The sequence below is a fragment of the Paenibacillus sp. JNU01 genome (assembly GCF_059130585.1).
This window is the reverse complement of sequence record NZ_CP169723.1, coordinates 3965326-3986170: the sequence shown is the minus strand read 5'-3', so window position 1 is coordinate 3986170 and position 20845 is coordinate 3965326. Positions and strand designations below refer to the sequence as shown.

The 20845-nt window shown below is 48.2% G+C and carries 18 protein-coding genes; 17 read left to right on the top strand and 1 reads right to left on the bottom strand.

Annotation, left to right across the window (positions count from 1 at the left end; translation table 11 throughout):
• The first annotated feature begins 153 nt into the window (after positions 1-153).
• The 15 genes from NLBNIHML_RS17245 (at position 154) to NLBNIHML_RS17175 (ending at position 17622) form a co-directional block, all read left to right on the top strand.
• Positions 154-579, top strand: coding sequence for a CBS domain-containing protein (locus NLBNIHML_RS17245; RefSeq protein ID WP_091035263.1), 426 nt, complete (start codon positions 154-156; stop codon positions 577-579).
• 265 nt (positions 580-844) lie between these two features.
• The gene (locus tag NLBNIHML_RS17240; RefSeq protein ID WP_253442948.1) at positions 845-1147 is read left to right on the top strand and encodes a MazG-like family protein; all 303 of its coding nucleotides are present in this window, start codon (positions 845-847) and stop codon (positions 1145-1147) included.
• A gap of 5 nt (positions 1148-1152) precedes the next feature.
• A complete protein-coding gene (locus tag NLBNIHML_RS17235; protein ID WP_017691446.1) occupies positions 1153-2064 on the top strand; it encodes a DUF2232 domain-containing protein in 912 nt (303 codons plus the stop codon).
• A gap of 11 nt (positions 2065-2075) precedes the next feature.
• Entirely contained in the window at positions 2076-4067 is a 1992-nt protein-coding gene (locus NLBNIHML_RS17230; protein WP_339238881.1) for a DHH family phosphoesterase, read from the top strand.
• Entirely contained in the window at positions 4064-4507 is a 444-nt protein-coding gene (gene rplI / locus NLBNIHML_RS17225; RefSeq protein ID WP_036611925.1) for a 50S ribosomal protein L9, read from the top strand. The genes NLBNIHML_RS17230 and rplI overlap by 4 nt, the downstream gene beginning before the upstream one ends.
• Position 4508: 1 nt before the next feature.
• Entirely contained in the window at positions 4509-5870 is a 1362-nt protein-coding gene (dnaB, locus tag NLBNIHML_RS17220; RefSeq protein ID WP_253442260.1) for a replicative DNA helicase, read from the top strand.
• 444 nt (positions 5871-6314) lie between these two features.
• Positions 6315-7601 carry an adenylosuccinate synthase gene (locus NLBNIHML_RS17215; protein WP_339238880.1) on the top strand — a complete coding sequence of 429 codons (1287 nt, stop codon included), beginning with the start codon at positions 6315-6317 and terminating at the stop codon, positions 7599-7601.
• 223 nt (positions 7602-7824) lie between these two features.
• Positions 7825-8589 carry a hypothetical protein gene (locus NLBNIHML_RS17210; protein WP_339258127.1) on the top strand — a complete coding sequence of 255 codons (765 nt, stop codon included), beginning with the start codon at positions 7825-7827 and terminating at the stop codon, positions 8587-8589.
• 366 nt (positions 8590-8955) lie between these two features.
• Complete coding sequence (locus tag NLBNIHML_RS17205) at positions 8956-9738, top strand: class I SAM-dependent methyltransferase (protein ID WP_339261570.1); 783 nt, start codon at positions 8956-8958, stop codon at positions 9736-9738.
• A gap of 488 nt (positions 9739-10226) precedes the next feature.
• Complete coding sequence (locus tag NLBNIHML_RS17200; RefSeq protein WP_339238876.1) at positions 10227-11759, top strand: peptidoglycan DD-metalloendopeptidase family protein; 1533 nt, start codon at positions 10227-10229, stop codon at positions 11757-11759.
• A 234-nt stretch (positions 11760-11993) separates the two neighbouring features.
• The gene (gene yycF / locus NLBNIHML_RS17195) at positions 11994-12716 is read left to right on the top strand and encodes a response regulator YycF (protein ID WP_074092884.1); all 723 of its coding nucleotides are present in this window, start codon (positions 11994-11996) and stop codon (positions 12714-12716) included.
• The gene (gene walK / locus NLBNIHML_RS17190) at positions 12716-14566 is read left to right on the top strand and encodes a cell wall metabolism sensor histidine kinase WalK (protein WP_342571510.1); all 1851 of its coding nucleotides are present in this window, start codon (positions 12716-12718) and stop codon (positions 14564-14566) included. Before yycF ends, walK begins: the two co-directional genes overlap by 1 nt.
• The gene (locus NLBNIHML_RS17185; RefSeq protein WP_494352420.1) at positions 14550-15830 is read left to right on the top strand and encodes a YycH family regulatory protein; all 1281 of its coding nucleotides are present in this window, start codon (positions 14550-14552) and stop codon (positions 15828-15830) included. Before walK ends, NLBNIHML_RS17185 begins: the two co-directional genes overlap by 17 nt.
• A gap of 235 nt (positions 15831-16065) precedes the next feature.
• A complete protein-coding gene (yycI, locus tag NLBNIHML_RS17180) occupies positions 16066-16809 on the top strand; it encodes a two-component system regulatory protein YycI (RefSeq protein WP_494352419.1) in 744 nt (247 codons plus the stop codon).
• A 6-nt stretch (positions 16810-16815) separates the two neighbouring features.
• Positions 16816-17622, top strand: coding sequence for an MBL fold metallo-hydrolase (locus tag NLBNIHML_RS17175; RefSeq protein ID WP_494352418.1), 807 nt, complete (start codon positions 16816-16818; stop codon positions 17620-17622).
• Here the strand turns inward: NLBNIHML_RS17175 and NLBNIHML_RS17170 are convergent.
• Positions 17591-17803, bottom strand: a complete 213-nt coding sequence (locus tag NLBNIHML_RS17170) for a hypothetical protein (protein WP_036611899.1) — start codon at positions 17801-17803, stop codon at positions 17591-17593. The two genes, NLBNIHML_RS17175 and NLBNIHML_RS17170, sit on opposite strands and share 32 nt — an antisense overlap.
• 727 nt (positions 17804-18530) lie before the next feature.
• On the opposite strand from NLBNIHML_RS17170, the gene NLBNIHML_RS17165 reads away from it, so the two are divergent.
• Positions 18531-19808, top strand: coding sequence for a S1C family serine protease (locus NLBNIHML_RS17165; protein ID WP_494352417.1), 1278 nt, complete (start codon positions 18531-18533; stop codon positions 19806-19808).
• A 298-nt stretch (positions 19809-20106) separates the two neighbouring features.
• A complete protein-coding gene (locus NLBNIHML_RS17160; protein WP_494352416.1) occupies positions 20107-20631 on the top strand; it encodes a hypothetical protein in 525 nt (174 codons plus the stop codon).
• Positions 20632-20845: the final 214 nt, after the last annotated feature.

The window sequence follows — 20845 nt, the reverse complement described above, 5'->3', positions numbered from 1 at the left end:
ACAATCAGCAGTACGTTTATTCGCGGGCTGCTGTTTTTTTTCTTTGCAGTGAGAACTGTGATCCTTTTGGAACATCCTGCGTTCTAATCCGTATAATATAAGTTGAGCGAGATAAGTTGAACGAAGAAATTCATAAGGAGGATACACAAGGGTATGAACATCGCATTCTTTTTGCTACCCAAACAAGAGGTTACGTGTGTGACGTCGGATTCTACGCTGCGGCAAACGTTGGAACGGATGGAATATCATCGTTTTACGGCGGTTCCCATTTTGAATAAAGAGGGCAAATATATTGGTACGGTTACCGAAGGCGACTTACTGTGGTATATGAAGAATGCCGAGGGAAAGATTTCATTTGAAAACGCTTCAAAATTTTTACTCAAAGACGTTCCACTCCGCTTGGATATTAAACCCGTATCCATTGACGCCAACATGGAAGACCTGATTAATCTGGCTAAAGTTCAGAACTTTGTTCCTGTGGTCGACGATATGGATCGATTCATTGGTATTGTCAGACGGAGTCAAATTATAGAGTACTGCGAGGGCATTGTAGCCAAAGAATCAATCAAGGCTAAGTAAAGCTGTACCGAATTTAAATATTATGGTGTCATGAGGGATAATCACAGCCATCCAGTATCATGTTAAACTTAAGAAGTGCTGAACCAAGGGCGCATTCGAAGCTTTTGACAAATATATAGGTCGATAGGATGTACGGAGGACTCCGCATAAGTACCTGACATCAGTTTCGGAGAACTTCTCCGCTTTTTGGGGTAATTTTGCGGGCCCTCTTTTTATGCTATAATGGAGAATAAAGCTTTTTCGGGGGAGAGTGACTTTCGCCAATATGCCTAAAGAACTGGATGTAGCCAAACGTGCTAAAGTGATTGAATGGCTGAAAACCGAAGTGCTTGATCAGGTATCCCGATTATTCAAGGCGTTATGGGAAGGCAGTACAACTCGAATCGGGGACAGTCTTGCCAGTTTGATTATGAGTAGTTACATATTGGGCCGCAGGCTCGGTATTCCTTTCAAGGATCTGGATGCTCTGCTAGTTGAGAAGTTGAGGAAGCATAAACAGGAAGGTCACCAGCTTGAAGACTGGTACCAGGATATTTCCGCACTAGAAGATCATATGCGTAAGAGGTGAATTTGTTGAAATTTAGCTTTAAATCAGCTGTTTGGAGCGCAGTTTATCTGCTCTTGCTACTTTCGCTGTTAACTCCTTTATCGGTACTTGCCATATTTTTTATGATGATACCGGGAGTTATTTTGTATGCTTCATTATCTTTAAAATCTTTTATATGGCATCTCGTGCCTGTAGCTGTTATTTTGGTCGTATTCCACCCCATCTATCTGTTACTATTGCTTATCTTTACCCTGCCAGCGATCGTTATGGGTCACGCGTATAAAACACGCAAATCGGCGCTGTTTGCACTGATGGCGGGAAGTGGCATGATGTTGGCAGAATACTTGTTGTTGCTCTTGGTTGGCAGTGTCATTTTCCAATTCGACCTGTCCAGTTATATTGAAGATGTAGTCAAATTGACCATTGAACCGTTAACGAATTCATCGAATCAGATGATTAACGGGTTTGCATGGACTCCTGAGATGACCGAGGATGTCGCCAAGCAAACGCAGCTTATGATCCCGTTTGCTCTCGTTGTTACATCGATGGTAATGGCCTTTATTACGCACGCCATTGCGCGCCCGATTTTGAATGTGATGGGTGTGGTGGTATCAAAGCTTCCACCAGCGAGAGAGTGGCGTATGCCGCGTGCATTGATCTGGTATTATTTCCTTGCACTGTTGATCGAAGTGATCTCGAGACAAAGCGATGGAACATATTGGACGATGATTGCCATGAACCTGTCGCCATTAATCAATCTGGGCTTCATGATTCAAGCGATCGGCTTCTTCTTCTTTCTCTCACATACAAAGAAATGGAATCCGGTTATACCATATTTCCTGGCGGCTGCGGTCTTCTTCATTGGTCCGCTTCGGATTATCGGAATTATCGATCTGGCGTTCCCGCTTCGTGAGGCAATATCGAAATCAAAACGATAGGGTGATGAGTCTTGCCTAAATTTCTGAAGAAACGCTGGCACGGCTACTATACCGTATGGGCGTTCATACTGCTTCTATTGCTCGTTATGTTCGTTACCATTTATAACTGGACGCTTGGTTTGATTAGTCTGATACTGGCTTCGGCGCTGGGAATCGTCATGATTAAGGCGGAGCTCGCGTTCCGCCGTGAGCTTAACGACTATATTAATGGCCTGTCTATCCGGATCAAACGGATGGAGGGGGAAGCGGTCAGCATGCTTCCATTCGGAATTGTGCTGTACAGCGAAGATCGTACGGTAGAGTGGCATAATCGCTTTGTTGCGGAGATGTTCCAGGAGAAGACAATGGTGGGTAATCCGCTGCTTAATTTGTTTCCCAAACTTCCTCAGCCTAAAGAGAAGAAGGATGGGACGAAGGAACATGCATCCAGGGAATTCCATGACGAATTCCAGTTGGATGATCGGCATTATGGAGTTATTCATAACCCGCAGGAGCGGTATGTATATGTATACGAGATTACGGAGCTAGCCATTCTTCGTGATAAATATGAAAATGAACGCCTTGCTTTGGGTATTCTCGTTCTCGATAATCTGGACGAGGCTGCCCAAGGCATGGACGACCAGCAGCGTACCGCGCTGATTGCTCGTGTGACCAGTGAGATTACATCATGGGCCAAACAGTATGAAGTGTACCTGCGCCGGCTGTCTTCGGATCGTTATCTGTTGATGCTGAATCATAAGTCATTGCAAGAACTGGAGCAGAGCCGATTTGTCATTTTGGATGAAGTTCGGGAGATGACCGCTGACCTCAAAGTGCCCATGACACTCAGTGTCGGACTCGCGTTTGGTTCGGATAGCATCAGCGAGATGGGAGAATTGGCACAGTCCAGTCTGGACATGGCACTTGGACGCGGCGGCGACCAGGCGGCTGTGAAATCGGGGCAACGTCTGTCTTTCTATGGGGGCAAGTCCAACGCCGTGGAGAAACGAACACGGGTGAGAGCACGAGTTATTGCGCATGCGCTGCGTGACCTCATGCAGGAGAGCGATCGAGTGCTCATCATGGGGCACAAAATTCCGGATATGGACGCAATCGGTGCGTCCATCGGGGTATGGAAAGCGGCGAGTCTGTACAATGTGGAAGCACGCATTGTTCTGGATGGAATCAATCCAGCGATTGAACGGATGATGGAGCAAGTGAACAAGGACGAGAAGTTGTCCAAAGCATTTGTATCACCGGAACAAGCAACCCAGATGATGACAGAGCACACGCTGCTGGTCGTGGTGGATACACACAAGGCCTCTATGACCATGGAGCCGAAACTAGTGCAGTCTGCAACCCGAGTTGTTGTTGTGGATCACCATCGTCGGGGTGAGGAGTTCATCAATGATGCTGTGTTGATCTATCTGGAGCCTTACGCTTCTTCGGCTGCGGAACTGGTAACGGAGCTTTTGCAATATATTCATGACAAAGTACAATTTACTCCACTTGAAGCTACGGCTCTGCTTGCCGGAATCACGATGGATACGAAGCATTTTGCATTGCACACCGGGTCTAGAACGTTCGAGGCCGCAGGCTTCCTGCGACGTAGTGGTGCGGACACCATTATGGTCCAACGGTTGATGAAAGAAGATCTGTCAGAATATATTGCTAAGGCAGAAATCATAAAGCATGCTAAAATGGTATACGGGAACATTGCGCTGGCGGTCACGGACCCTGGCAGCAAGATTTCACAGATGATGATCGCCCAGGTGGCGGACACATTGCTAAACATGACTGACGTGGTCGCTTCATTTGTAATTAGTGAGCGTCCGGATGGACTGATTGGCATCAGCGCGAGATCGCTGGGGCGCATGAATGTTCAAGTTGTCATGGAACGACTGGGCGGTGGCGGACATTTGACGAATGCTGCCGTTCAGCTCGAAGGAACGCTTGGAGAGGCAGAAAAACGGCTGACGAACGTACTGGCTGAAATCGAAAAGGAAGAGGGGCTGTTCGAATGAAAGTCATTTTTATAAAAGATATGAAGGGTCAAGGCAAGAAAGGGCAAGTGAAGGAAGTATCTGAGGGCTACGCACAGAACTTCCTACTGCCACGGGGAATTGCTCGTCTGGCAACGGACGGCAACATGAAGACACTCGACAACCAGAAGGCAGCTGAGGAACGACTCAAACAGGAAGAGAAAGCAGAAGCGGAAGCACTCGCGAAGAAGCTGGAAGCAGAAGTGACTGAACTAAAAGCCAAGTCCGGCGAAGGTGGTCGTCTGTTCGGCGCCATTACCAGCAAACAGATCGCAGAAGCTTTGTCTAAAAAGGGTTTGAAAGTAGACAAACGCAAAATTGAGCTGGACGAGCCTATTCGTACACTCGGCGTAACACAAGTAACTGTCAAGGTTCACCCTGAAGTGAAGGCAACCTTGAAGGTACAGGTAACGGAAGAGTAAGATGGGCGGCGAAATGTTATTCGACCGGATTCCCCCGCAGAACCTGGAAGCCGAACAGGCCGTGCTGGGTGCAATCCTGTTGCAGGGTGAAGCCCTGATTACAGCGATGGAACGGGTGCAAACCGAGGATTTCTATGATAAACCCCATCAATTAATCTTTGAAGCGATGATTCAGCTGGGTGAGGGAAATCAACCGATTGACCTCGTGACACTGACTTCGCTTCTGAAGGATAAAGGTGAGCTGGAGGACATTGGCGGCGTTAGTTATCTGGCTAAGCTGGCACATGGTGTACCTACAGCCGCGAACGTAGACTATTACGCTCAGATTATCGAAGAGAAATCGATGCTGCGTCGTCTGATTCGTACGGCAACACAGATCGTAAGCGAAGGATATACAGGCGGCGAAGATGTTGCAGCCATGCTTGGAGAAGCTGAACGTCGTATTCTGGAGATTTCCAATCGTCGCTCCAGTAGTGGTTTTATAGCCATTCAGGACGTATTGATGGAAGTATTCGATAAAGTCGAAACGCTGCATCAGAACCGGGGAACGACAACTGGCATCCCTTCCGGCTTCATCGATTTGGACAAGATGACTGCCGGCTTCCAGCGCAGTGACTTGATCATTGTAGCGGCACGTCCATCCGTAGGTAAGACGGCTTTCGCCTTGAATATCGCTCAGAATGTAGGCATCCGGGCGCAAGAAACGGTAGCCATCTTCAGTCTCGAGATGTCGGCTGCACAGCTCGTACAACGTATGATCTGTGCGGAAGCCAACCTGGACGCGGGAGTTCTTCGTACAGGGGAATTCAAAGGGGATGAAGATTGGCAGAAGCTGACGATGGGTATCGCAGCTCTCAACGAAGCTAATATCTATATCGATGATACACCTGGTATCACGGTAGCCGATATTCGTGCCAAATGCCGTCGTCTGAAGAAGGAGAAGGGTCTGGGTATGATCCTGATTGACTATCTTCAATTGATTAGTGGACGCGGCAAAGCCGGGGAGAACCGTCAACAAGAGGTATCCGAGATCTCACGTACACTGAAGCAGATTGGCCGGGAACTGGAAGTTCCAGTTATTGCCTTGTCTCAGCTGAGCCGGGGTGTAGAGCAGCGTCAGGATAAACGTCCGATGATGAGTGACTTGCGGGAATCGGGTTCGATTGAGCAAGATGCCGACATCGTAGCGTTCCTCTACCGGGATGACTATTATAATCAGGATACCGAAAAGAAAAATATTATCGAGATCATTATCGCCAAACAGCGTAACGGTCCGGTAGGTACAGTAGAACTGGTCTTCCTGAAAAACTTTAATAAATTCGTCAACTACGAGAGGGCGCACAATGACGCCTTCGCGATGTAACGGGCAGGTGCTGACGGCTTCGATCAGGAAGCAAACTCGTCTGTCCCGAAGATCAACTATTAGAACAACTGAACTCAAACATGTGTTATAAATACCAGATATAGATTCACATTGAAATAGATATCCTTGAACCGGTGATAGCAGTCAAGCAAGATTGGACTGAGGTCTCCGGTTTTTTGTGTCGAAATTATGGGTAAATCCCGAACATTACGGTTGTACTATATCTAATTGTTCGCCATTTGATTTGACTTTGAAAAAAGGTACTGGTACACTAATACTGCTGCGTTAAAGCAGCGCAAACCTTCCCTTGAATGTAACGGAAGGACATTTTTACTGTCCGTTAGCACGCTTCTCAGTCGGTTTATTGCGTAACATGCCTGCCGGGATAGAGGACGGACAGACCAATACAAAGGTGCGCAAGGCACCCACGGAGGAATGTTAACTATGTCAACGGTAGTTGTAGTGGGAACGCAATGGGGAGACGAAGGAAAAGGTAAAATCACGGATTATTTGGCGGAGAGCGCTGATGTGGTGGCTCGTTATCAAGGTGGTAACAACGCGGGTCATACAATTCTGATTGATAACAAAAAATATAAACTGACGATGATTCCATCAGGGATTTTCTACACGGATAAAGCGTGTGTTATTGGTAACGGAATGGTTATCAACCCGAAGGCACTCATCGAAGAAATTAATTATATTCATGACAATGATTTTACAACGAAGAACCTGTCCATCAGTGAGCGTGCACATATCATCCTGCCATATCACATGGTACTGGATGCACTGGAAGAAGAGAGCAAAGGCCCGAACAAAATTGGTACGACTGGCAAAGGAATTGGCCCATGTTACATGGACAAATCAGCTCGTATCGGTATTCGAATGGTTGACCTGCTGGATGCTGAAGATTTCGAACTGAAACTGCGTCACCTGGTCAAAGAAAAAAACCGCGTCATTGAGCAAGTCTATGGCGGTCAGCCTGTTGATGTGGAAGAGATTCTGCGAGATTACCTCGAATACGCAGAAATTCTGCGTCCTTATGTACGTGATACATCCGTTGTTCTGAACGAATATATTGATGAGAACAAAAAAGTATTGTTCGAAGGCGCACAAGGCGTGATGTTGGACCTTGACCAAGGAACTTATCCATTTGTTACATCATCCAATCCGTCCGCAGGTGGCGTATGTATCGGGTCTGGCGTAGGCCCAGCTCGTATTCAGCAAGTTATTGGCGTAGCCAAAGCCTACACAACTCGTGTAGGAGATGGCCCATTCCCTACGGAATTGCATGATGCGATCGGCGACCAAATCCGTGAGACGGGACATGAGTATGGTACGGTAACTGGACGTCCACGTCGTGTGGGTTGGTTCGATAGTGTTGTTGTTCGCCATGCGCGTCGTGTTAGTGGTATTACAGGTCTGTCCCTGAACTCTCTGGACGTAATGACGGGTCTGGAAACCGTAAAAATCTGCACAGGATACAAATTCCGCGGCGAGGTTATCACACACTATCCGGCAAGCCTCAAAATGCTGGCTGAATGTGAAGCGGTATACGAAGAGATGCCAGGCTGGAGCGAAGATATCACTGGAGCGAAGAAACTTGAAGACCTGCCAGTGAACACACAGAATTATGTAAAACGTGTTTCCGAACTGACGGGCATTCCAATTGCGATCTTCTCCGTTGGTCGTAACCGTGAGCAAACGAATCAAGTTCTTCCAATCTACGAGTAATCGAAGAAATAGAGAGATTATTTATTGAATTAATCAAATAGATTACTATGCCGACTCCGGCAGTAAAGCCTCCAGTTGTTGCTTTGATAGCGATGACTGGAGGTTTTTTGTATGTTTATCGGATATAATCCCGAGATTTCCGTCAATACTGGTTAACAGTAGAGTCACAGATCCCGACATGCGCATGCTAGAACGGGTGGGATAATCGGAGGGAGAGAACGGAATGAAGTTGCTTGTCTGGTTTGTCAAAATCGTGCTAACCGTGTTGCTGGTCAGTTCACTGACCCTGCTTACGACCGGATTAATTGTACAGTCATATGCGAAGTCGCTACTCGCAAGTTTCAATATTCAGTGGGAAGGTCAACCCATGGGCTTAACCGCCATGTTCCAGGGTGCCTTGGGTGGTAAAACCAGTGAGGGGAATAAATCGGGAAATGGGACGACAGATCAGCCGACCGGAGCGGACGAAGAGCGGGTTCCGGAAGATGCTGTTTCAGTTATGGGAAATGGTACGGAGAGCGGTCAATCTGGCGTAGATACAAGCAGCGAGGCGTCTCAAGGGAATGGCTCAGGCGAGGGCGCAGGTGAAGGTTCAGGTACAGATACGACCGTAGGCTCAAACTCAGGCGCAAGTAACAATGGGACGGATACAGGCACAGGTAGTGAATCAGGAACAGCCCAGGGAAGCGGTTCAGCTTCGGGGAACGGAACCGGAGCGGCTAGCGGTGGTGCTTCCTCAGGAAATGATGCGATTGTTGTATCACCGGATGACATCACAGGAGCGAAGGACAAGCTGCCCGCAGAGGAGAAAGAAAAAATCTTCAGCTTGCTCATGAATAAGCTGCCACAGAAAGAAATGCAGCAGATCTCAGGCGCCATGGAAGGTGGCCTAACCGAACAGGAATTACGTGAGATTGAACAGGTGATCTCGAAGTACCTGACCAGTGAAGAGTACGACAACCTGATGGAAGTCCTGCAAACAGAATAAAATAAGCAGGCGTGCTCTAGTTGGGCATCGCCTGATTCAGATTGTAATGGACTTGTTGATGGCGATTGAATATAATTTAATTAAATAAATACTGGAAATTATATAAAGAGAATTAGATATTCAAGCATGCTAGTTTTAAAGCAAATGGTGCTTACGTTAATTTTATTAGCCTATGTAGGAGGGAAGATTGTATGAAATATAAAGGTAAAGAGCACGACATATAAAAACGGTTTTGCAACATTACAGAAACCTTCAGTCCAATTCGTGGACCTCCTTTCATATTCAAGAGATAAGATGGACTTGTGTTTATGAATACACGAATTGGAGGTTTTATTGAAGATGAACTTTTATCATACTCATTCAGAAATGTCAGTAGAAAAGTTTAAAGAGGCGACGAAAGAGGTATTTGAGCAAGGACTACAAGAGGCAGATCAGCCTTTTAGTGGCTGGGATTTTAGCTATGTAACAGGGAGTAGTCGACTCCAGAGTGGGATGCTGCCTTGGTCCTACGGAACGATGGCGCGCCGATTATTGAATCAGACTGAACGAATGCTCGACATGGGGACTGGTGGGGGAGAAATGCTGTCCAGACTCCTTCCACTTCCTCCATACACGTGTGCTACCGAAGGCTATCTCCCGAATATACCGATTGCAGAGGAATGTTTACAGCCGTTAGGTGTGAAGGTGCTTCCGGTGACTGATGATTCGCAACTTCCTTTCGAAGACGAGGAATTCGATCTAATTCTTAACCGGCATGAGTCGTATGAAGAGCAGGAAGTTAGGCGGATTCTATCGGCAGGGGGACTGTTCCTAACTCAACAGGTAGGTTGGTCAGATTGCAGGGAGATTAATGATCGGCTCGGCATTCCTATGCCAGCGGATTATGCTGGATGGGAGCTGGAGCGTGCTGTTGTTCAGTTGGAGCAGTGTGGATTCCGGATTCTAGAGGCACGTGAAGCAGCTCCCGCGCAGCGTTTCTATGATATAGGCGCACTGGTCTATTATCTGAAGACCATCCCGTGGCAAGTACCTGATTTTAAGGTACAACATTTCCGTGAGCAATTAATGGAGATTCATATGGAGATGGAGCAACATGGATTTTGGGAAGTGCAGCAGAAGCGATTTGTAATTCTTGCAGCGAAAGAGTAAAGACATACAAATTAAATTCGAAATTGCCATGAAATGAAATCCAATTTAAGAGAAACCTACAAACAGGTTGTTTACCTTATCCCTTATCAGAGTTGATCTGGTGAGGGATTTTTATTTGTATTTTTATGAAAAATAAAGCATATCCCACTGGGTCTTAGAACCTAGTCTTAAATTGTGAGTAAAAGTACATAGTACAGCGGATGTTGAGGCATAATGGGTGATGGATCGGTCATAAAAACTTATGGATAATTCAGGAAAACCAAGCGTGGCGTGGCTTTGCGGTGTGATGTGTAGAGTTGAAATAAGTGTAAAACCTGTGTTAAAGTATACGGGTGTGATAAAAGGTTAAAATTTTGACACTTTTATGAGCGCAGCTAAAGTCCTGATTTTGCGGACACCCAATACAAGTATCAACGAGCATGGGACAGACACGATGGGTGATGTCTTGACAGAAATGCGAACTGAGAAGTGCTGAAAAGGAGAGAATCATGAAAGGTTTCAGAGGCATACGCCAACCGGGCAAAGACCGGGTACACGAACAATCCGGGGAACACCGGACGGCCGAAGACAAAAACAACATGAGCATGTCCACCTTCAGTGTGAATAAGAAGCGCGTTCTGGCCTCGCGCAAATGGATCATTACAGCAGCTTGTGGTGTATTCATCGCAGCATCGCTCGGGTTCGCAGGCAAACAATATGTTACTGCAAACACGGTGCCGTATTATAAAGTAATGGTTAAAGGTAGCGAGATTGGTACCATTGCAGATGAAGCACAATTACAACAACTATTTACAGACAAAACCGAGGAATATCAACATAAATATCCGGATGCAGAGATGGTGCTGAACACGGATGGCATTACAACCGAAACGGTAAGAGCGTACAAACCTGAAGTGAACAGTGACGAGACGCTGGACAAACTGGGTGACATGCTAACAGCCTATGCCAAAGGCGTGGAGCTCAAGGTCGACGGTGAAGTCATTGGTATTGTGAAAGATCAGGCTACAGCGGATGCAATCCTGGAACAGGTGCAGAGCAAATACATATCGGCATCTACTGTGCGAAGTTCGCTGAAGACGAAGTCGGTATCGGCTAATTCCTCGAAGAAAAACGAGGGACCAAGTACAACCCTGAAGTCGGTAGGCATCAAGGAAGATGTAGCGACGGATGTGGTGAAGGCTGACCCAAACAAAATATGGGATGTGTCCGAGGCGGTTAAAGCATTAACCGTCGGTAAAGACGCGCCTGTAACTTATGTGGTTCATGAAGGAGATACAATCTCGTCGATCGCTGCCAAGTATGAAATTACACAAAGTGAGATTCGCCAGCATAATCCGGGCATCAAGGAAACGTCGCTTCAAATTGGAGACGAACTGACCCTGACCGTTCCGAAACCGGCGATAACCGTTAAATCGGTGGAGCAGGTTGTTGAGCAGATTGAGATTAAACCGCAAGTGGAAGTACGCAAAAGTGCTGAGTTGAAAGCAGGTACCACAAAAGTCGTGCGTCCAGGACAAAGCGGATTGAAAAGCATGCAGTACCGTATAACCAAAGAAAATGGTGAAGTTGTTCAGGAAGAGTGGCTTGGTCAGGAAGTGATTAAAGCAGCTGTAACTGAAGTGGTCCTTAGCGGAACCAAAGTCGTTGGCGAGGGCACAGGTGAGTTTGCTTGGCCGGTATCCAATGCAACGATGAGCAGCAGCTTCGGACAACGGTGGGGGCGCCAGCACAAAGGTGTCGATCTGGTAGGTAACCGCGATGTGAAAGCGTCTGACGAGGGTGTAATTACTTTTGCTGGACAGAAAAGCGGTTATGGTAATGTCATCATTATTAACCACCGTAACGGATACGAAACACTGTATGGACATCTGAACAGCATTGGCGTTAAGGTTGGACAAGTGGTTGAAAAAGGCGAGAGTATTGGTGTTATGGGCAACACGGGTCGTTCGACCGGAACACATCTGCATTTTGAGATTATTAAGAATGGGACGGTAGAAAATCCGTTAACGTATCTGAACTAATACAGAGCTTAAGGAGAGCAAGGTTGGCAATGATGCCGGCCTTGTTTTTTGCTGCTGTAAAAAATTTTCAAATGAAAGACCTTTCAAGCCTCTGATCGGGATGTGACGGTGCTTCAGGTATGTTAAACTATAGAGTATATACAACAATCAACGAGGCTTTGGTACAAGCTGAACATAGAAGATAGATATAGACGCTAATGCGGATTAAGCAGGATATAGGGGTGAATTCAGCCGATGCAGGGGAAGATTTTGGTGGTGGACGATGAACAGCCCATCGCAGACATTCTGAAGTTTAATTTGGAAAAAGAGGGGTACGAGGTCATCTGTGCATTTGATGGCATTCGTGCGGTTGAACTGGCGTTATCCGAAAAACCGGATCTGATGCTGCTGGATCTGATGCTGCCGGGTAAGGACGGTATGGATGTATGTCGTGAGGTGCGCGCTCATCTGGAGATGCCGATCATTATGCTTACCGCCAAGGATGGCGAGATCGACAAGGTACTCGGGTTGGAATTGGGTGCGGATGATTACGTGACGAAGCCTTTCAGTACGCGTGAGTTGCTTGCACGGGTGAAGGCACAGATGCGCAGACGGCAAAAGCTCGCGATTACGGCAGAAGCGCCGGAAGATGAGGAAAAGCAGGTCATGCGGCTATTTGATCTGGCATTTGATATGGACATGTATACGGCTTACAAAGGCGGGGAGCCGCTCGATCTGACCCACCGTGAGTACGAACTTCTCTATTATATGGCGAAGCACTCCGGCAAGGTTATGACTCGGGAACATCTGCTGCAAGCGGTATGGGGATATGAATATTTCGGCGATGTACGTACTGTGGATGTCACGATCCGTCGTCTGCGTGAGAAGATTGAGGAGAATCCGAGCAAACCGGAAACGATTCTGACACGCCGCGGGCTCGGTTATCTCGTGCGCAGTGCCAAAAGCGTGGGGATATAATGGGCCGATTCGCGCGATTCTCGTTCTTTCGAACGATTCAGGCGAAATTGATTATTATCTATGTACTGCTGATTCTGATTGCAATGCAATTGATCGGCGTTTATTTTGTGAGCGCGATGAAGAACTCGCTAACGAGCAACTTTACGGAAGACTTGCAGGCCCGTGCGGAGATGCTGTCGGTTCTCGTGGGGGAGACGATGGCGGGTGGAGAAGCAGAGGCTGGCGAGGACAAAACGGAAAATCTGCGTGTGCTGGTAAACAACCTGTTCAACATTAACGGTGCCGAGATTCAGGTGCTGGATGCCAGTGGAAAAGTACTGACGACCTCGCTAAGTTCACATTCAGACTATGTGGGGCGCAAAAACACCCAGACCGTCGTCAGCCGTGCGCTGCAAGGCATTCGGGATAATGAGGAATATATCGTGGACGAGGATAATGTTCGCAAAAAAGTCGTCGCCAAGCCTGTGCTGTCCGGCGGCAAAATCATTGGTGCGGTCTACATCGCAGCATCCATGAACGAGCTGTATTCCACGATGGAGGGAATCAACAAAATCTTCATCTCCGGTATCCTGATTGCCTTAGTGTTAACGGCAGTGCTTGGCGTGATCCTGTCCCATACGATTACGCAGCCGATTAAGGAAGTGACTCGGAGGGCGACAGCGGTCGCAGAAGGTAACTTTGATCAGCAGACACCTGTATTCGGCACGGATGAGATTGGTCAGCTCAGTCGGGCTTTTAACTATATGACCAGCAGGCTTCGGGATGCACTCTCGCAGAATGAAGAGGAGAAGGAGAAGTTGACCTCCATTCTGACCAATATGAGTGATGGTGTGGTAGCTACGGATGAGTACGGGAAAGTCATTCTCGTAAACCGTCGTGCCAGCAGCATACTGGGTATGCATCCTGCGGATATTGAAGGAAGACATTTTGCCATATTACTCGGCATTGATCCGGAGGATGCGGAAGCTCTCGCGAGTGGGTTCACAGGTTCTACGCTGCTGCAAATTGCACCCGCAGGACAAGAAGAGCCTGTGGTCATTCGGATGACGTTCACACCGGTTCATCGGCGTGAACGGGGGATCACGGGAACAATTGCCGTACTTCAGGATGTTACCGAACAGGAAGAGCTTGAGGCATCCCGGCGTGAATTCGTGGCGAATGTATCCCATGAACTGCGTACACCACTGACTACGATCAAGAGTTACGCGGAAGCGCTGGATGATGGTGCACTGGAAGACCCGCAGCTTGCCGGTCGTTTTGTTGGTGTTATTCAGAACGAGACGGAGCGAATGATCAGGCTGGTTACGGATCTGCTGCACCTGTCGCGGCTGGATTCCAAAGAGGCTTTGCTGAGGAAACAACCAACCGACATTCTGGAAATGCTGGAGGAAGTGACCGATCGCTTCTCATTCCAGATGCATCAGAAGGATATTCAGCCAGTGCTGTCTGTGGAGAATGATATTCCGGCTGTTCCACTGGATCGAGACCAGATTGATCAGGTGCTGGATAATGTCGTATCCAATGCGCTGAAATATACTTTGGAAGGCGGCACCATTACGATTGCGGCTAGACGCAGTGATGGACACGCCCTTGCCATCTCGGTATCAGATACCGGAATGGGTATTCCACAGCGCGATCTGGATCGCATTTTTGAGCGATTTTATCGGGTGGACAAGGCTCGTTCCCGCAGTATGGGAGGCACAGGATTAGGACTGTCCATTGCCCGGGAAATTGTGAAGGCGCATGATGGCAGCATCTCTCTGGAGTCTGAAGTGGACGTAGGCACGACAGTAACGTTCACACTGCCGATGCGTGAGGAAGGGGGTGAGCACCGTGAAGGAACGGATTAAATCCTTGGTGCTTGCTACCCTTGTTGTAGCCAGTCTGGTTCAGAGTTATTTTCTGATCTACCGTCTGCCCGGAGGCGGGGATTCCATTGTGACTTCAGAGACGAACTATGTGAAGACGGAAAATATGGGTCAGGAACGCAATATTGAAGAATTGATCTTCCCTGATCAGATGATTATTCATCTGGGTGAAGATAAACATACGGTGTTTTACCCTGGCAATACGTTCTATCAGTTGATCTATTCAAGGTTACAGGGGCGGACGTTCGATGATTTTCAGCGCCGCAGCGTGCAATCGGTGAACTGGGATCAGATTCGCAAGGAGAACCCCGGGTTTGAGCTATCGTTCAAAGAAGGGATTCCGGTAGCATTGTTGCAGCGGGTGATGAGGCTCGGGACGGATTCCTTATTCCAGGGGGAGACGATTAACCGAATCTCGATCTATACGGCTAAAAATGAAACGAAGGCCCATGCGCTGTTCTTCAGCGCCAAGGGAGACGTGGTATATGAAGCAACGCAGGCGGACCTGACCGTACAAGACGTGCAGCAGCATGTTGACTTCGGTGCGAACTGGACGCCATATACCTTAATGGATGGCGGTTATTATATCCCGGCGGAACCTCTGGAGACAATTGAGGCGGATGTGCCGACAGGTCAGTTCACGGTTGAGCAGATGCAGCGCAGTCTGTTCTTCGACCCAAGCATGACCCGGAACATCCGGGAAAAAGACGGGTCTGAGATTTACACGGACAGTAAACGTAGTCTGCAGGTAAAACAGGAACAGCGCTGGATCAGTTACACCGATCCGGCGGCACCACCTGCGGGACAGATTGATCCTGCGAAGGATGCGTTGTCTGCGGTTGATTTTGTAAATCAGCATGGGGGCTGGAAAGGCCGGTCGCGCATGATGCTGGGGACCACGGACAGCAAAACACGGCTTGAATTCCAGCAGTATTACGGCAGTTATCCGATTATGGATTCTATGCAGTTCCGCTTCGGCACGATTAGCATGGAGATGCAGCAGGAGACGGTATCCAGTTATGAACGATCACTGGAGTACCTGAACGAAGGTGCAGAGACCAAGAAATCGGTCAAATTGCCTGGCGGAGACAAGCTGAAGGCTCTGATTAAAAAGGTCGCAGGTGAGAATCGCCAGGTTGTGGATGTATATCCAGCGTATCGTCCTTCTACAATTGAGGATGGACTAAGGCTGATTCCGGTATGGGTTATTCGCTTTGGAAACGGTGAAGAGACTACCGTATCTTGATGGGTTGTAGGGTAATGGAGTCATTCGATATAAGAGCGAGGTGTAAGGTCACACGATAACGGAGAGGGCAGAAAAAAGCTGGAGAAGCGAAGCATTCGCCTTTATCGCCGGATTTCTCCCTTAGGAAAAGGGAATCAGGAAATCTGGGGATAACAGCGATCGGAAGGTTGTTCTGACCGCGGAGTGGGCCAGTGTGATACTAGCTGCTTTTATCAAATGGACGGAGGTGGATGTTATGGATTGGGGACGGGCGAAAAATGTGTTGATCTATGCCTTTCTGCTGCTCAATCTGGTGCTGGGTTACCAGATCTGGATGGATGCGCGGGAGACGGCCGGAGCCAATCTGGACTTCACCTCACTGGCAGACAATACACAGCAGGCGATGGAAGAGAAGGGCATTCAGGTGCTGGCTCCGATTCCGAATGAAACGCCGAAGTTGCCGAAGTTGTCCTATGAGTTCATTGAAGAGGACAAGGCTGGTGTTGATATGGAGCTGGAACAGCCGGTAGATAGCAAGTTGATTTTCTCACAGAGTGAGCTGGAAGATGCATTACAGCGTGAGATTCCACAGATCGGGACATATCGGCTGGATCAGCTGATGGCCGAGGATGGGGCTTTTGTGCTTCACCCACTGGTGGATGGCAAATGGCCGCTCTTCAATGTGAGTCTGGAGCTGTTCTACAGCGACCAGAAAATAAAGGGTTATCGTCAGACTCCGGTGCGAATTACAACCGCAGAGGAGAGCGATCAGCAGGTACTTCCGGCGTCGAAGGCGCTGGGAACGCTGATCGAGAACTTTTTGCCAAATGATGCGATTGTCAAAGATATTCAGCTGGGCTATTACGGCCAGTTGTTCAATTCAGATATACAGGTAGCGATGCCGGCATGGCGGTTCGTGCTGGAAAGTGGCGAAGTGTTGTACGTGCAGGGCATCAGTGGGGATGTATTCAGTCCCAAGTCAGATAAACCAGGGGAGTAATGCGTTATGGGGATATATTTTACGGTGTTATCCAGCGGTTCGACAGGTAATGCCACGGTCATACAGCATGGGGGGACCTCTCTCATGATTGATGCGGGTCTTAGTGCGAAGCGATTGGATGCACTGTTTCAGGAAAGGGAGATTTATGGGGCAGAACTGGACGGGATTCTGGTTACACATGAACATTCCGATCACATTAAAGGACTAGGCGCGATGTCTCGGAAATATAATTTACCAATCTATGCGAATCTGAATACGTGGGCGGCGCTGGAGAAGTCGGTTGGGGCGATTCCAGAGGAAAACCGGAGGATTTTTGAGACGGGTGAAAAGCATGATTTTGGGTCACTGCGCGTGGAATCCTTCGGCATCTCACATGATGCGGCTGAGCCAGTAGGGTATACGTTCGATGACGGCAGTGAGAAGCTGTCTGTTGCAACAGATCTCGGGTACATGAGCGACAAGGTTCGCGATGCGATCTCCGATTCCGACGTGCTGGTGCTGGAGGCGAATCATGATGTCGAATTGCTGCGTATGGGGCGTTATCCGTGGAACACCAAGCGCCGGATTTTGAGCGACATTGGGCATTTGTCGAACGAAGCAGCAGGGGCAGCGCTTAGTGAACTGATGAACGGACGCATCAAGCGCACGTATCTGGCACATCTTAGCCGTGATCATAATATGATGGACTTGGCGAAAATGTCGGTGCGTGACGCGATGGAGAGCCGTGGATGCTTTTATCGGGATCATGAGTTCAAACTCTGTGATACGTATTACGACCGGCCTACGCCATGGGATAGGGTGGGTGAGCCATAAAGCTGTCCAGTTCGGCGGCTTTGCGCTCGACTTCCTCGCGGGTTAGGATGCCTTTATCAATAAGCAGTTCGATGATGGTACTCAGTGCAAGGGTATTGCGATAGTGTTCTTCCTTGAGATCGGCCAGCTTGGCCGCCATATGAACTTCGTCCATGGCTGTGAGTGTACGCGTGCGATCCATGTATACTTCCTCCTCTATGAAGCTTCGAATTGTCTTTTACTATTATTGTAGTCAAGCTTGATGGAAAACATTCCTCTTTTTGCCGCTAACATTTCAGTGATAAGGCGTGTATGCTGAACCTGTGACTATACAAGGATGAAAAAGTTCTTCAAAATGGCCAAAACGGCGCTTAGCGAACCGAATTTTGTGGTGATAGATACTATGGACCTTTATTGTTAAGCGCGTTATAGCAGAAATGTGCGGTAATTTTCGTTAATATGCAACTTTTTTGGATTTGACGTGTTTAGTATATGAGGAGCATTGTGATTTTGGCTGTTTTGCGTGTGAAATGGCATGTCATAGAATGCGAGAGCATGATTGATAGAGTCACTGACAGAATGGCGTGTCCGTTCTGTTGTACATAGACGCTGTATCTTGATTTGATGCCGGGATGCGGCGATATGCAAGACCATTTTATAAAATGCAAAAAAGCATGGGAAAGCGAGAGGTTATTTACGGTACGCACGTAACGGAAGACACAGAACGAGGCTGGAGAAGCGTAGCGTTCGCCTTTATGAACAAATTTTACCGAGGAAAATGGAATAAAAAAATTTGTGAGTAACAGCGATCGAAAGCTCGGCTGTGGCTGGAGTGGGGGAACGTAAGGACACCATCATCGTTGATCCATGCGACAACTTAGGCGGCAGTCAGGGTCTTGATGCGTGACAACGAAGGGGAGAGGATCACGATGGGATTGTTTGGAGACGATTTTTATTCAACCAAAGTATCAAGACGCGCCGAACCTGAACAGAAAGGCAAACTTCAGATCATTCGCCCTGGAGGCAGAGCACGTGGACGTGACCGCTGGAGTAATCCGCGCAGATCACGTACGGGAATCAGCTCCACAGTGAAAGTAGCTGTGATTAGTTCGGTGATCAGCTCCATCGTGACCGTCATGCTGTTTAGCTTCATCACACAGCCCTCATCGTTACCGCTGGCGAATGCTACAGGTAATGGTGGTGGAGGCGGTGCACAGACAGCACAGGTAGCTGATCCATACGACCGGATTATCCAGGCAGCGGCGAAGGTACGTCCTTCCGTGGTGAGCATCGTGAACCATAAAACGGGCAGCAGCCTGTCGATGGAAGATTCTGCGTTGGGATCAGGGGTCATTTTCAAGAAGGAAGATGGCAAGGCCTACATTATGACCAACCACCACGTCGTGGAAGGTGCGAGTGACCTGGAGATCGTGACTGTGGACGGGGAGACACATAAAGCGAAGCTGGTCGGTAAGGACCGTGTGAGCGACATTGCTGTATTATCCGCAGAAGATAAAGGGTTGGGTGCAGTAGCGGAAATTGGTGATTCCAGTAAACTTCAGCGCGGTCAAACGGTGCTGGCGATCGGGAATCCGCTCGGTCTGGGCGGTACGCTGACATCTGGTATTGTCAGTTATACGGATCGTATTCTGCCTGTGTCGATTAATCAGGACGGCGTGTACGACTGGGAGCAAAACGTGATCCAGACGGATGCGGCTATTAATGAGGGTAATAGTGGCGGTGCACTCGTCGATCTGAACGGTAAAGTGGTCGGCATCAACACGATGAAAATCTCGGATACGGGTGTGGAAGGTCTCGGCTTCGCGATTCCGATGAACGAAGTGATGAAAACCGTAGATTCTCTGCTGGTGAACGGCAAAGTATCTCGTCCATACCTGGGCGTATACACGGTCGATCTGAGCAACCCATATGCACCACTGGATGATGAGCAGCGCAAGGATCTGAAGCTGCCATCTCACGTGGATAGCGGTGTGGTTGTACTGGAGGCATCGGGTCCGGCATCTGATGCGGGCATGAAGCTGAATGATGTCATTACGGAATTTGACGGGCAAAAAATTACCTCCACGCTAGATCTACGGAAGTATCTGTACGATCAGAAGAAGATTGGGGATACGATTGAAGTGACCTTCTACCGGGATGGAAAAGCGGAGAAAGTCTCGGTGAAGCTGACAGATAAACCGGAGTAAAGGAAGTTCAGCCGTGGTGTATACCGTTACGTGGCTTAAATTAAGGTAAGGCTAGAAGAGTGATCAGATCAACTGACCACTCTTTTTTAGTTATTATGAGTGGACGTGTTCGTTCGACAGTAAATGAGTAGATGAACCATTTATGTGTTCCCATGATCAGTTAGACCCGGAGCCAAAGTAGCAGATACATCAGACTTGGGCTGTGGTAAACTGTTGTCTATATGTTCGAACGGTCGCTGATGCAAATAACATCTCTTTGTCGATCTCGCTTTATTTCAAAATGGAAGGGGTTTTTCTAATGAAACGATTGAGGAAAAAGATGCTTGGGGGAACAAGCTTGATGCTGTCCCTGTTGATGTTGTCTGCCTGTGGATCTGAGGTAGCCACGACAGGATCTCCGGTGGATACAAGCGCTCTGCAAGAGAAGATTGCCGGGCTTGAGAAGAAACTGTTGGAGCAGGGAGCCAAGAGCGTTGAGCAGGAGCAAAAGATTGCAGCACTTGAGACCAAGTTGAATGAGCTGAGTACAAATGTGATTGCGGTAGGTGGGGCTAGTGGTCAAACGCCTACAACATCTGGAAACAACGGATCGGCCGGGAAAGGCGACGGGGTGCTGATTACGTTTGCCCAGTACGAGAAGCTTGAGGTTGGCATGACGGTGGAAGATGTAATTGAGATCCTTGGCGGCGAAGGCGAAGCGCTGAGTGAAGCTGAGAATATGGTGGTGTACAACTACAAAGGCACCGCCGGCAATGGTGCCAATGCAGTTATTGCTTTTCAAAGTGGCAAGTTGTTGACGAAGGCGCAATCGGGATTGAAGTAAACGATTGTGGAGCAGGATTCATTCGCTATGTTGAGTTAGGTTACAGTTACAAGAGCATTCTTTTCGAGGTACCTTGGAGGTATCGAGAAGGATGCTTTTTGTGTTCTTTTACGGTGAATGGAGAGGTTTGGAGGAGGTTGGGCACGATAAATTAGGGCTGGGGGTTTCTTTTCGGTGGCAGGTGTGATAGAACTGAGAAGTGGCTATCCTGTAA